Genomic DNA, 12,440 nt, shown 5'->3' on the forward strand with positions numbered 1-12,440 from the left:
AGCTTACTTAGCGGGCCAGAATGGCAGGAAATAGATCAGGAAGCCCAGCACGCCCAGGATCATCACGAATGCATAGTGATAGATGTAGCCGGTCTGCAACACTCGCGACAGCGAGGACAGCCAGGCGACAACCTTGGCGCTGCCATTGACGACGAAACCGTCGATCAGCTTCTTGTCACCGAAGTTCCACAGGCCATTACCCAGCAAGCGGGCACCGCCGGCGAACACGACTTCATTGAACTTGTCCATGTAGTACTTGTTGTCCAGCAGGGTGTGGATCGCGTGGAACTTGGCAAAGAACCAGGCCGGTACGCGCGGGTTGACCATGTAGCAGTAGTAGGCTGCCACCACGCCGGACAATGCCAGCCAGAACGGTGCCGTCGACAGGCCGTGGATCGCCATCGCCATCGCGCCGTGGAATTCATGCGACAACTCTTCCATTGCCGGATGGTTTTCGCCAACGAAGATCACGCCCTTGAAGAAATCGCCATGCAGCATCGGGCCGATCGTCAGGTAACCGATGATCAAGGAAGGGATCGCCAGCATCACCAGCGGGAACCACACGACGAACGGCGATTCATGCGGCTTCTGGCCAGGTTCCAGGCCGTGGTGCGCGTGGTCGTCTTCCTCTTCTTCATGGTGGTCGTCATGTGCATCGCCGTGCGCGCCATGGGCCGCTTTCGGTGCGTGGTGGTCGTCATGACCGTGCGCGTGTGGCTGGCCGAAACGTTCCTTGCCGTGGAAGACGAGGAAATACATGCGGAACGAGTAGAAGGCGGTGACGAACACGCCAGCCAGCACGGCGAACTGGGCAAAGCCAGCGCCCCAGATGTGCGTCGCTTCGACGGCTTCGATGATGCTGTCTTTCGAGTAGAAACCGGAGAACAGCGGCGTGCCGATCAGGGCCAGCGAACCGACCAGGGAAGTGATCCAGGTGATCGGCATGTACTTGCGCAGGCCGCCCATGTTGCGGATGTCCTGGTCATGGTGCATGCCGATGATGACGGAACCGGCGCCCAGGAACAGCAGTGCCTTGAAGAATGCGTGCGTCATCAGATGGAACACGGCCACGGAGTACGCGGACGAACCGAGCGCCACGGTCATGTAGCCGAGCTGCGACAGGGTCGAGTAAGCGACGACGCGCTTGATGTCGTTCTGGATGATGCCCAAAAAGCCCATGAACAGCGCCGTGATGGAGCCGATCACGAGGATGAAGGACAGTGCCGTGTCGGACAGTTCGAACAGCGGCGACATGCGCGAGACCATGAAGATACCGGCCGTCACCATCGTTGCGGCGTGGATCAGTGCCGAAATCGGGGTAGGACCTTCCATCGAGTCAGGCAGCCACACGTGCAGCGGGAACTGCGCCGACTTGCCCATCGCGCCGATGAACAGGCAGATGCAGGCAACGGTCAGCAAGGCCCAGTCGGTGCCCGGCATCGTCAGCAGCGCCAGTTCGTCTTTCTTGGCGAACACTTCCTGGTAGTTCATGGTGCCGGCGAATGCCAGCAGCAGGCCGATGCCCAGGATGAAGCCGAAGTCGCCCACGCGGTTGACGAGGAAAGCCTTCATGTTGGCCACGATGGCCGTCGGACGCTGGTACCAGAAACCGATCAAGAGGTAGGAGACCAGGCCCACGGCTTCCCAACCGAAGAACAGTTGCAGGAAGTTGTTGGCCATGACCAGCATCAGCATCGAGAACGTGAACAGCGAGATGTAGGCGAAGAAGCGGTTGTAGCCTTCGTCGTCCTTCATGTAGCCGATCGTGTAGATATGCACCATCAGGGAGACGAAGGTGACCACGCACATCATCATCGCCGACAGCGAATCGATCTGGAAGCCCACTTCCATCTTCAGGGTGCCGATCGTCATCCAGTTATAGATCGTGCCATTGAATGTCGCGCCATCCATCACTGCCAGCAGTGTCTGCACGGACAGGATGAACGCAATCAGTACGCCCAGGATCGTCGCGGTATGCGACGTCTTGCGTCCGACCAAATTACCCAGGAACTGGGTGCCAAGCAAGCCTGCAATCGCGGCACCGGCCAGCGGCGCCAGCGGTACGGCAAGAAGGAGGTTAGGGTTGAGGAGTTGCCCCGCCATGATGAACCTTAATCGTTATTATTCGAGAGATCGAGTCTGAAAAACATCAGCCTTTGAGGCTGTCCAGGTCTTCGACGTTGATGGTATCCAGATTACGGAACATCACCACCAGAATAGCCAGACCGATAGCCGACTCAGCGGCGGCAACCGTCAGGATGAAGAAAACGAAGATCTGACCGGCCGCGTCGCCCATGAAATGGGAAAACGCGATGAAATTCATATTCACCGCCAGCAGCATCAATTCGATTGCCATCAGCAATACGATGATGTTCTTGCGGTTCAGGAAAATACCGACGATCGAGATTGCGAACAGGATCGCGCCCAGGACCAGAAAATGTGTGAGCGATAATGTCATGGTGCCTCCTTAACTTCCGGCTCAGCCGCAGGACGCTCGACGACCGCGTCCATCTTGATGATCTTCAGGCGGTCGTTGCGCTTGACGCGTACCGCATCGCCTGGAGCAAAATGCTTGGTGTCCTTGCGTTTGCGCAGGGTCAGTGCGACCGCGGCAACGATGGCCACCAGCAGCACGACGGCGGCGATCTCGAAGGCGAACACGTATTTCGTGTAGATCAGCAGGCCCAGTTCCTTGGTGCCGCCCAGGTTGACGTTCACCGGTGCGACGCTAGGCGCAAAGTTGCGGAAACCGTGCCACAGGACGGCGGCCATTTCCAGCACGATGATCACGCCCACCGTCACCGACAGTGGCAAGTAGCCCCAGAAGCCTTCGCGCATGCGGTCGATATTGATATCGAGCATCATGACCACGAACAGGAACAGCACCATCACGGCGCCGACATACACCAACACCAGCACGATGGCCAGGAATTCAGCTTGCAGCAGCATCCAGATGCCCGCTGCCGAGAAGAAGGACAGTACCAGGAACAGTACTGCGTGGACCGGATTACGGGCCGTGATGACGCGCGTCGCTGCCAGAATCAAGATCAGCGCGAAGGCGTAAAACAAAATTGTTTTAAAGTCCATAAAAAACCCAATAGACGTACAGATGAACGAGGGGCGCGCCGCAGCTTTGGGGCTGCGGCGCATCCATCAGCGATAAGGTGCGTCGGCGGCGCGCGCAGCGGCAATGTCATTTTCATAACGATCACCTACGGCCAGCAACATCTCTTTCGTGTAATACAAATCCCCGCGTTTCTCGCCGTGGTATTCCAGGATTTGCGTCTCGACGATCGAATCGACCGGGCAGGACTCTTCGCAGAAACCGCAGAAGATGCACTTGGTCAAGTCGATATCGTAACGCGTGGTACGGCGCGAACCGTCGTCACGCTGTTCCGATTCGATCGTGATGGCCATCGCCGGGCAAACCGCTTCGCACAGTTTGCAGGCGATGCAACGTTCCTCGCCGTTCGGGTAGCGGCGCAGCGCGTGCAAACCACGGAAACGCGGCGAGATCGGTGTCTTCTCTTCCGGGAATTGCACCGTGATCTTGCGCGAAAACATGTACTTGCCTGTCAGCGCCATGCCCTTGATCAGCTCGCCTAACAAGAGGCTGCTGAAGAAATCTTTTACCTTATCCATTCGTATGCACTCTCTTACTTCCAAATATTCCAGGATGTCTGCATCCAGGCAGCGACGAAGACCAGGTAGACCAGCGTCAACGGGATAAACACTTTCCAGCCGAGGCGCATGATCTGGTCATAACGGTAGCGTGGGAACGTACCGCGTACCCAGATGAACACCGACACGATGAAGAAGGTCTTGGCGAACAGCCAGAAGAAGCCGCCGAAACCACCCCAGAACTCAAGGAAAGCAAATGGTGCAGACCAGCCACCGAGGAACATGATCGAAGCCAGGGCGCCGATCAGGATCATGTTGGCGTATTCGGCCAGCATGAACATGGCGTAGGCCATGCCCGAGTACTCGACCATGTGGCCGGCCACGATTTCCGACTCGCCTTCGACGACGTCGAACGGGTGACGGTTGGCTTCAGCCAGGCCAGACACCAGGTAGATGACGAACATCGGCAGCAGCGGCAGCCAGTTCCACGACATGAAATTGACGCCCTTGTCGGCGAAGAAGCCTATCTGCTGGCCGCCGACGATGTCGATGAAGTTCAGGCTGCCCGAGACCATCAGCACGATGACCATCACGAAGCCCATCGGGATTTCATACGAAATCATCTGTGCCGAAGCGCGCATGGCGCCCATGAACGAGTACTTCGAGTTCGAAGCCCAGCCGGCGATGATGATGCCGTAGACTTCCATCGAGGTAATCGCCAGCAGCATCAGCAAGCCGGCGTTGACGTTGGCCAGCACGGCTTGCGGGCCGAAGGGCACGACCGACCAGGCGGCCAGGGCCGGCATGATGGTCATGATCGGGCCGATCACGAACAGGCCTTTGGCGGCCTTGGACGGGATGATGATCTCTTTGAACAAGAGTTTCAGCGCATCGGCGATCGGCTGCAGCAAGCCCAAGGGGCCGACGCGGTTCGGGCCGACGCGGATCTGGATCCAGCCGATCAGCTTGCGTTCCCACAAGGTCAGGTAGGCAACCAGGCCCATCAGCGGCAACAGCACGCACAGGATCTTGATCAGGGTCCAGAAGAACGGCCACGAGCCGCCCAGCAGATCCTGGCCGCTGCTGTTGATGACGTTTACAAATTCAGGCAGAGCCATCAGATTTTCCCCTCTGCTGTTTCAACTGTGATGTCACCGAACATGCCGCCCAGGCTGGCCGTCGAGGCATGCGCCGCCGACACTTTGACCACATTGGCTGGCAGGCCGGCATGAAGTGCCGCCACCAGGATGGCGCTGCCGGAGCCTTGCGCCACTTTGACCTTGTCGCCCGCCTTGATGCCCAGCTTCTCGGCCAATGCCGGCGACAGATGGGCTTGCGGCGCGGCGCCGTCGACCGTGCGCAGCAGCGGTTCGGAACGGCGGACCAGCGCGTCGGCGAAGTAGATCGGCACGTCGGCGATGCGTTGCAGCGCTGGCGAAGCCGGTGCGTAGCTTGCCGCTTCCGGTGCGTTCTTGGCGATATTGTTCAGCTGTGCCGACAGATCGGTCACGCCGGCGCCGAACGCTTCGTCGCGGATCGCTTCGGAGGTGTCATAGTCGAAACCGGCCAGGCCCAGGATGTTGCCCAGGACGCGCAGCACTTTCCAGGCTGGACGGGTTTCCGCCAGCGGCTTGACGGTGCCGTTGAAGCTTTGCGCGCGGCCTTCGCAGTTGACGAAGGTGCCCGAGGTTTCAGCGAACGGGGAAATCGGCAGCAGCACGTCGGCGTAATCCATGCCGTGCTTGAAGGCAGACATCGCCACGACCATGTCGGCGCCATCGAGGGCGGCGCGGGCCGCTTGCGGATTGGCGGCATCGAGTTCCGGCTCGGCGTGCAGCAGCACGTAGGCTTTTTTCGGAGCAGCAAAGGCGGCTTGCACGTTGGCGCGCGGCTTGGCGACCAGGTGCGCGCCTACCGTGTTGGCCGCTTCCGTCAGGTAACCGAGCTTGGCGCCCGTCTGTTCGGCGATCCATTGCGCGGCAGCATGCAGTTGCGACGCTTGGGGGTGTTGCGTTGCCGCGTTACCCAGCAGCACGGCACCGTGGTCGCCGGCCATCAGGCTGGCGGCGATGGCGACGGCCACGTCCGAAGCAACAACTGCTTCAAAACCGGCTGGCGCGGTGATTTCTTTCGCTTTAGCAACAGCGACGACCACTTCCGACAAGGCCGCCAGCCAATCGCTTGGCGCGACGATCATCTTGTTGGCGATGGTGATCAGTTGATCATCGTCGGAGGCGTGCAGGATCGACAGCTTGGCGCCGCCCTTGACGGACGCGCGCAAACGCGTGGCCAGCAATGGGTGATCCTTGCGCAGGAACGAGCCGATGACGAAGGCGCGCTTGATCTGGCCAAATTCGTTGATCGGCATGCCCAGCCAAGGTTTCACGCCGGCGTCGAGCGCGAAGTCGGTCTGGCGCAGGCGGAAGTCGACGTGCTCGGAACCGAGGCCGTGGACGACTTTTTGCAGCAGGACCAGCTCTTCGACGGTCGAATGCGGGGTGGCCAGCGCGGCGATGGCGTCAGCGCCATGCTCGTGCTTGATATTTTTCAAACCGTGCGCCACGTATTCCAGCGCGGTCTGCCAATCGACTTCTTTCCACTCGTTGCCTTGTTTCAGCATCGGGGACGTCAGGCGTTCGGCGCTGTCCAGCGCTTCGTACGAGAAACGGTCCTTGTCCGAGATCCAGCACTCGTTGACGGCTTCGTTTTCCAGCGGCAGTACGCGCTTGACCTTGCCAGCTTTCACTTGCACGATCAGGTTCGAGCCGAGGCCGTCATGCGGGCTGACCGATTTGCGGCGCGACAGTTCCCACGTACGGGCGCTGTAGCGGAACGGCTTCGAGGTCAGTGCGCCGACCGGGCACAGGTCGATCATATTGCCCGACAGTTCGGAGTCGACCGTCTGGCCGACAAACGACACGATTTCCGAGTGCTCGCCGCGGCCGATCATGCCCAGCTCCATCACGCCGGCCACTTCCTGGCCAAAGCGTACGCAGCGGGTGCACTGGATGCAGCGCGACATCTCTTGCATGGAAACCAGCGGACCGGCTTCCTTCGGCGTGACGACGCGCTTGTCTTCCTTGTAGCGCGATTCGCTCTTGCCGTAACCGACGGCCAAGTCTTGCAACTGGCATTCGCCGCCCTGATCGCAGATAGGGCAATCGAGCGGGTGGTTAATCAGCAAGAATTCCATGACCGACTTTTGCGCCTGCACAGCTTTATCGCTGGCGGAGCGCACGATCATGCCGGCACTGACCGGGGTCGCACAAGCGGGCAAAGGCTTCGGCGCCTTTTCCACTTCGACCAGGCACATGCGGCAGTTCGCTGCGATCGACAATTTCTTGTGATAGCAGAAGTGCGGAATGTAGGTTCCCAATTTGTTGGCGGCGTCCATCACCATGCTACCAGCAGGGACTTCAACTTTTTTGCCGTCTATTTCGATTTCAACCATGGTGATCGTTACCTGACGCAGCTTAGATATATGCGGGCACTAAGCAATGCTTGTGCTCGATATGATATTCAAATTCTTCACGGAAATTCTTAATGAAGGCCCGTACCGGCATGGCAGCCGCATCGCCCAGCGCGCAAATGGTGCGGCCCTGGATGTTGTCGGCGATCGAGTTGAGCATGTCCAGGTCGTCTGGACGACCCTGCCCCTGCTCGATGCGGTGCACCATGCGGTACATCCAGCCTGTGCCTTCACGGCAAGGCGTACACTGGCCGCACGATTCTTCAAAGTAGAAGTAGGACAGGCGTTCCAGCGCCTTCACCATGCAGCGTGTTTCGTCCATCACGATGACGGCGCCCGAACCCAACATCGAACCGGCTTTCGCGATCGAGTCATAGTCCAGGTCGGTCTGCATCATGATGTCGCCGCGGATCACCGGCGCGGACGAGCCGCCAGGAATCACGGCCTTGATCTTTTTGCCACCGCGCATGCCGCCTGCCAGTTCCAGCAGGGTCGCAAACGGGGTGCCGAGCGGTACTTCGTAGTTGCCCGGTTTTTCCACGTCGCCCGAGATCGAGAAGATCTTCGAACCGCCATTGTTCGGCTTGCCCATGGCCAGGTATTTCTCTGGACCGATGTTCAGCACGAAAGGCACGGCCGCGAAGGTTTCCGTGTTGTTGATCGTCGTCGGCTTGCCGTACAGGCCGAACGAGGCGGGGAAAGGCGGCTTGAAGCGCGGCTGGCCTTTCTTGCCTTCCAGCGATTCGAGCAGGGCCGTTTCTTCGCCGCAGATGTAGGCGCCATAACCATGGTGCGCATGCAACTGGAACGAGAACTCGCTGCCCATGATCTTGTCACCGAGGAAACCGGCGGCGCGCGCCTCTTCCAGCGCTTCCTCGAAACGCAGGTATTCCTGGAAGATTTCACCGTGGATATAGTTGTAGCCAACGGTGATGCCCATCGCATAAGCGCCAATGGCCATGCCTTCGATCAGCGCATGGGGATTGTAACGAATGATGTCGCGGTCCTTGAAAGTGCCCGGTTCGCCTTCATCTGTATTGCAGACGAGGTATTTCTGGCCCGGGAACTGGCGCGGCATGAAGCTCCACTTCAAGCCGGTAGGGAAACCCGCGCCGCCACGGCCGCGCAAGGACGAGGCCTTGAGGTCGGCGATGATCTGTTCCGGCGTGATTTTCTCTTCCAGGATACGCCGCAGGGCCGAATAGCCGCCGCGGTTCACATAATCTTGCAAATGCCAGTTCTTGCCATCCAGATCCTTCAGGATCAATGGATCGATATGGCGGTTGTGGAGTGACGTCATTTCTTGAGTTCCTCCAGCATGGCGTCGATTTTCTCGTTCGACATCCAGCTGCACATGGTTTTATTACTGACCAGCAAGACCGGCGCATCGCCGCAAGCACCCATGCACTCGCCCTCAACCAGGGTGAACTGGCCGTCTGCGGTGGTTTCGCGGAAATCGATACCGAGTTTCTGCTTCAGGTACTCTGCAGCGCGCACGCCGCCCGACAGGGCGCATGGCAGGTTGGTGCACACGGTGATCTTGTGCTTGCCCACGGGCTTGACGTTGTACATATTGTAGAACGTGGCCACTTCCTGCACGGCAATCGCCGGCATGCCGATGTAGTCGGCCAGTTCCTTCATGGTTTCCGGCGCCAGCCAGCCCAGTTCATCCTGGGCATGGGCCAGCGCGGCCATGACGGCCGACTGACGCTGGTCGGCCGGGTACTTGGCCAGCTCGCGGTCAATTTTCTTATAGCATTGCTCTGATAACAACATACTTTTTGCCTCTTAGCGGTCAATACTGCCGAACACGATATCTTGCGTCCCGATGATGGTCACGGCGTCGGCAAGCATGTGCCCACGCGCCATCTCGTCGAGCGACTGCAAGTGGGCGTAGTCTGGCGCGCGCAGTTTCATGCGGTACGGCTTGTTGGCGCCATCGGACACCAGGTACACGCCGAACTCGCCCTTCGGATGTTCCACGGCGCTGTAGGCCTCGCCCGGCGGCACGTGGAAACCTTCCGTGAACAGCTTGAAGTGGTGAATCAGCGATTCCATGTTGGTCTTCATGTCGACGCGGCCCGGAGGCGCCACCTTGCGGTTGCTGGTCATGACAGGACCTTCATTGTTGCGCAGCCACTCCACGCATTGCTTGATGATGCGGTTCGACTGGCGCAGCTCTTCCACGCGGACCAGGTAGCGGTCGTAGCAATCGCCGTTGGTGCCGATAGGAATGTCGAAATCCATCAGGTCGTACACTTCGTACGGCTGTTTCTTGCGCAAATCCCACTGCACGCCCGAGCCGCGCAACATGGCGCCCGTAAAGCCCATGGCCAGCGCATCTTCCGGCGAGACCACGCCGATGCCGACGGTACGCTGTTTCCAGATACGGTTGTCGGTCAGCAGGGTTTCGTACTCGTCCACCGAGTTCGGGAAGCGGCGCGCGAAGTCTTCGATGAAGTCCAGCAGCGAACCCTGGCGGTTTTCGTTGAGCTTGCCGATGGCCTTGGCGTTGCGGATGATCGACGCCTTGTGCTGCGGCATCGCGTCCGGCAGGTCGCGGTACACGCCGCCCGGGCGGTAGTAGGCCGCGTGCATGCGCGCGCCCGAGACTGCCTCGTAGGCGTCGAACAAGTCTTCGCGGTCGCGGAAGCAATACAGGAACGGGCCCATGGCGCCAACGTCCAGCGCGTGGGTGCCGAGCCACATCAGGTGATTCAGGATGCGCGTCATCTCGTCGAACATGACGCGGATGTATTGCGCGCGCAGCGGCACTTCCAGACCCAGCATCTTTTCGATGGCCATCACGTACGCATGTTCATTGCACATCATCGACACATAGTCGAGACGGTCCATGTACGGCACGGATTGCAGATAGGTCTTCTGTTCGGCCAGCTTTTCGGTGGCGCGGTGCAGCAGGCCGATATGCGGGTCGGCGCGCTGGATGACTTCGCCATCCATCTCCAGCACCAGGCGCAGCACACCGTGCGCGGCCGGATGCTGCGGCCCAAAGTTCAGGGTGTAGTTCTTAATCTCAGCCATTATTTCATCCCGTAATGTTCTTCGCGGATCACGCGCGGCACGTTTTCCCGCGGCTCGATCGTCACGGGCTGGTAAATCACGCGCTTTTGTTCCGGATCGTAACGCATCTCGACATAGCCGGAGACGGGGAAATCCTTGCGGAACGGATGGCCGATGAAACCGTAGTCGGTCAGCAGGCGGCGCAAGTCGTTGTGGCCTTCGAAGAGGATGCCCAGCAGGTCGAACGCTTCGCGCTCGTACCAGTTGACGGCGCGCCAGATGCCGACCACGGAGGGCAGCAGCGGCATGTCGTCGTCGGGCGCGAACACGCGCACGCGCACGCGCCAGTTGTGCTTGACCGACAGCAAGTGCGAAACGGCCGCGAAACGCAGGCCGTCCCAGCTGCCGTCGCCATAGGTCGAGTAGTCGACGCCGCACAGGTCGAGCAATTGCTCGAAATGCAGGCTCGGATCATCGCGCAAGGTCTGCATCACGGCCAGGTAGTCCTCGGCCTTGACCTGCAAGGTGACTTCGCCCAGTGCAACCGTCGTGCTAACGCGATCGCCCAGGGCAGTGCCGAGGGCGTTTTGCAATACTTCTAAATGTGTTGTCATAATCTGAAGCGGCCCGGTTAGCGTGCGATCGTGCTGGTACGCTTGATCTTGTTCTGCAACTGCATGATGCCGTACAGCAAGGCTTCAGCGGTCGGAGGACAGCCAGGCACATACACGTCGACGGGCACGATGCGGTCGCAACCGCGCACCACGGAATAGGAGTAATGGTAGTACCCGCCGCCATTGGCGCAGGAACCCATCGAGATGACCCAGCGTGGCTCTGCCATCTGGTCGTAGACCTTGCGCAGGGCCGGCGCCATCTTGTTGCACAGGGTGCCGGCAACGATCATGACGTCGGACTGACGCGGCGACGGACGAAACACGACGCCGAAACGGTCCATATCGTAGCGGGCTGCGCCCACATGCATCATTTCGACCGCACAGCAGGCCAGACCGAACGTCATCGGGAACATAGACCCGGTGCGCGCCCAGTTGATCAGCTTGTCGGCCGAGGTGGTGATGAAACCTTCGCTTAATACGCCTTCAATAGCCATGGCTTATTCCCAGTCAAGGGCACCTTTCTTCCAAATGTACCAAAATCCGACCACGAATTCAGCGATGAACACCATCATCGTGACGAAACCGGCCCAGCCCAGGTCGCGCATTGCAACGCCCCATGGGAAAAAGAATGCCGTTTCCAGATCGAACAAAATAAACAGGATTGCGACCAGATAGTAGCGCACATCGAATTTCATGCGCGCGTCTTCGAATGCTTCAAAGCCACATTCGTACGGGGAGAGTTTTGCTGCGTCAGGCTTGTTAGGGCCTAACAGGCGCCCCAGGAGCTGGGGAGCGATACCGACACCGAGGCCGATAATAATGAACAGCAGGACGGGGAAGTAATTTTCGAGGTTCACGATTGATAAGCTTATATTGAACGATCGGTTAAATGAGGACGCTGCGATCATTTGCAGCGTATCTAACGCACGACCCCAATCAAAGCTAAGACCAGGATCGAACGACACATCCTCGTAAAAAAAGCCAGCAACTTTGTACGAGCCATGGCTCGTGCGCCGTTGCTGGCTTCTGATTTCTGGTGCCGACGACGAGACTCGAACTCGTACAGCTTGCGCCACTACCCCCTCAAGATAGCGTGTCTACCAATTTCACCACGTCGGCGGTAAGGCCCGTATTCTACTCTGCTTTGCCGCTAAAGTTAATGCACAAATGCATCAAAACACAGATAAAAACGATAAATTTTTACATCTTCCAGCGCGTCACGATTTTTTCCTGCCGCACTGCTAAAACATTGAGCAATAATCTGCCCGTAATGAGAATTACTCTCGATGAGGTATCGAGTTGCTACAGAATTACTTCGGAATCGCGCCTGCCGGGGTGCTGGCAACCGGTGCCGCCGCCGCTGGAGCGCTGGCCGCCGGGGCTGCCGCAGGTACCGTTGTCGGGATCGCGCCCGCGCCGGTGACCGGCACTGGCTTGACGACTTTGTCCATCACGCCGCCGCCCACCGTGGTGGCGCGCTGATTGGCCATCAGCGACAGGGCCAGCGTGGCGCCGAAAAAGATCGCGGCGGCAACGCCGGTCGATTTCGACATGAAGTTCGACGAACCCGTCGCACCGAACAGGCTGCCCGAGGCGCCCGAACCGAAGGCGGCACCCATGTCGGCGCCCTTGCCGTGCTGCAGCAACACCAGCGCGATAATCGACAATGCCGAAATAACCTGTACTACCACTACCAGATTGAACATCATGTTCAT

General features: G+C 59.1%; 13 protein-coding genes and 1 tRNA gene. All 14 read right to left on the reverse strand.

The window, feature by feature from the left end:
* Nucleotides 1-3 precede the first annotated feature (3 nt).
* On the reverse strand, nt 4-2,103 hold the full coding sequence (nuoL, locus tag D9M09_RS18190) for an NADH-quinone oxidoreductase subunit L (protein WP_121670066.1): 2,100 nt from the start codon (nt 2,101-2,103) through the stop codon (nt 4-6).
* Between the two features lie 46 nt (nt 2,104-2,149).
* Complete coding sequence (nuoK, locus tag D9M09_RS18195; RefSeq protein ID WP_010399724.1) at nt 2,150-2,458, reverse strand: NADH-quinone oxidoreductase subunit NuoK; 309 nt, start codon at nt 2,456-2,458, stop codon at nt 2,150-2,152.
* Complete coding sequence (locus D9M09_RS18200; protein WP_070224108.1) at nt 2,455-3,087, reverse strand: NADH-quinone oxidoreductase subunit J; 633 nt, start codon at nt 3,085-3,087, stop codon at nt 2,455-2,457. Before D9M09_RS18200 ends, nuoK begins: the two co-directional genes overlap by 4 nt.
* Before the next feature lie 66 nt (nt 3,088-3,153).
* Nucleotides 3,154-3,642, reverse strand: a complete 489-nt coding sequence (gene nuoI, locus D9M09_RS18205; RefSeq protein ID WP_010399726.1) for an NADH-quinone oxidoreductase subunit NuoI — start codon at nt 3,640-3,642, stop codon at nt 3,154-3,156.
* Between the two features lie 14 nt (nt 3,643-3,656).
* Nucleotides 3,657-4,739: an NADH-quinone oxidoreductase subunit NuoH gene (gene nuoH / locus D9M09_RS18210; RefSeq protein WP_070224109.1), complete on the reverse strand. Its 1,083-nt coding sequence runs from the start codon at nt 4,737-4,739 to the stop codon at nt 3,657-3,659.
* Complete coding sequence (gene nuoG / locus D9M09_RS18215; protein WP_121670067.1) at nt 4,739-7,072, reverse strand: NADH-quinone oxidoreductase subunit NuoG; 2,334 nt, start codon at nt 7,070-7,072, stop codon at nt 4,739-4,741. Before nuoG ends, nuoH begins: the two co-directional genes overlap by 1 nt.
* A 22-nt stretch (nt 7,073-7,094) precedes the next feature.
* Nucleotides 7,095-8,390 carry an NADH-quinone oxidoreductase subunit NuoF gene (nuoF, locus tag D9M09_RS18220; RefSeq protein WP_010399729.1) on the reverse strand — a complete coding sequence of 432 codons (1,296 nt, stop codon included), beginning with the start codon at nt 8,388-8,390 and terminating at the stop codon, nt 7,095-7,097.
* On the reverse strand, nt 8,387-8,866 hold the full coding sequence (gene nuoE, locus D9M09_RS18225) for an NADH-quinone oxidoreductase subunit NuoE (RefSeq protein ID WP_035820520.1): 480 nt from the start codon (nt 8,864-8,866) through the stop codon (nt 8,387-8,389). Before nuoE ends, nuoF begins: the two co-directional genes overlap by 4 nt.
* 12 nt (nt 8,867-8,878) lie before the next feature.
* Nucleotides 8,879-10,132 carry an NADH-quinone oxidoreductase subunit D gene (locus D9M09_RS18230; RefSeq protein ID WP_034749992.1) on the reverse strand — a complete coding sequence of 418 codons (1,254 nt, stop codon included), beginning with the start codon at nt 10,130-10,132 and terminating at the stop codon, nt 8,879-8,881.
* Complete coding sequence (locus D9M09_RS18235) at nt 10,132-10,725, reverse strand: NADH-quinone oxidoreductase subunit C (protein WP_070224111.1); 594 nt, start codon at nt 10,723-10,725, stop codon at nt 10,132-10,134. The genes D9M09_RS18230 and D9M09_RS18235 overlap by 1 nt, the downstream gene beginning before the upstream one ends.
* 17 nt (nt 10,726-10,742) lie before the next feature.
* Nucleotides 10,743-11,219, reverse strand: a complete 477-nt coding sequence (locus D9M09_RS18240) for a NuoB/complex I 20 kDa subunit family protein (protein ID WP_010399733.1) — start codon at nt 11,217-11,219, stop codon at nt 10,743-10,745.
* A 3-nt stretch (nt 11,220-11,222) separates the two neighbouring features.
* Nucleotides 11,223-11,582, reverse strand: coding sequence for an NADH-quinone oxidoreductase subunit A (locus D9M09_RS18245; protein WP_010399734.1), 360 nt, complete (start codon nt 11,580-11,582; stop codon nt 11,223-11,225).
* Nucleotides 11,583-11,759: 177 nt separating this feature from the next.
* Nucleotides 11,760-11,844: transfer RNA gene (locus tag D9M09_RS18250), tRNA-Leu, on the reverse strand.
* Nucleotides 11,845-12,035: 191 nt separating this feature from the next.
* Nucleotides 12,036-12,440 (reverse strand): preprotein translocase subunit SecG, encoded by a 405-nt coding sequence (secG, locus tag D9M09_RS18255; protein ID WP_034749996.1) that lies wholly within the window; start codon nt 12,438-12,440, stop codon nt 12,036-12,038.

The sequence above is a fragment of the Janthinobacterium agaricidamnosum genome (genome assembly GCF_003667705.1).
Lineage (GTDB): Bacteria > Pseudomonadota > Gammaproteobacteria > Burkholderiales > Burkholderiaceae_D > Janthinobacterium.

What these genes read in the sequence shown, in the direction of transcription:
- secG (WP_034749996.1), bottom strand. Translation starts at nt 12,440, where the DNA reads ATGAACATGATGTTCAATCTGGTAGTGGTAGTACAGGTTATTTCGGCA.
- nuoF (WP_010399729.1), bottom strand. Translation starts at nt 8,390, where the DNA reads ATGACGTCACTCCACAACCGCCATATCGATCCATTGATCCTGAAGGAT.
- nuoK (WP_010399724.1), bottom strand. Translation starts at nt 2,458, where the DNA reads ATGACATTATCGCTCACACATTTTCTGGTCCTGGGCGCGATCCTGTTC.
- D9M09_RS18200 (WP_070224108.1), bottom strand. Translation starts at nt 3,087, where the DNA reads ATGGACTTTAAAACAATTTTGTTTTACGCCTTCGCGCTGATCTTGATT.
- nuoH (WP_070224109.1), bottom strand. Translation starts at nt 4,739, where the DNA reads ATGGCTCTGCCTGAATTTGTAAACGTCATCAACAGCAGCGGCCAGGAT.
- D9M09_RS18230 (WP_034749992.1), bottom strand. Translation starts at nt 10,132, where the DNA reads ATGGCTGAGATTAAGAACTACACCCTGAACTTTGGGCCGCAGCATCCG.
- nuoI (WP_010399726.1), bottom strand. Translation starts at nt 3,642, where the DNA reads ATGGATAAGGTAAAAGATTTCTTCAGCAGCCTCTTGTTAGGCGAGCTG.
- nuoG (WP_121670067.1), bottom strand. Translation starts at nt 7,072, where the DNA reads ATGGTTGAAATCGAAATAGACGGCAAAAAAGTTGAAGTCCCTGCTGGT.
- D9M09_RS18235 (WP_070224111.1), bottom strand. Translation starts at nt 10,725, where the DNA reads ATGACAACACATTTAGAAGTATTGCAAAACGCCCTCGGCACTGCCCTG.
- nuoL (WP_121670066.1), bottom strand. Translation starts at nt 2,103, where the DNA reads ATGGCGGGGCAACTCCTCAACCCTAACCTCCTTCTTGCCGTACCGCTG.
- D9M09_RS18240 (WP_010399733.1), bottom strand. Translation starts at nt 11,219, where the DNA reads ATGGCTATTGAAGGCGTATTAAGCGAAGGTTTCATCACCACCTCGGCC.
- nuoE (WP_035820520.1), bottom strand. Translation starts at nt 8,866, where the DNA reads ATGTTGTTATCAGAGCAATGCTATAAGAAAATTGACCGCGAGCTGGCC.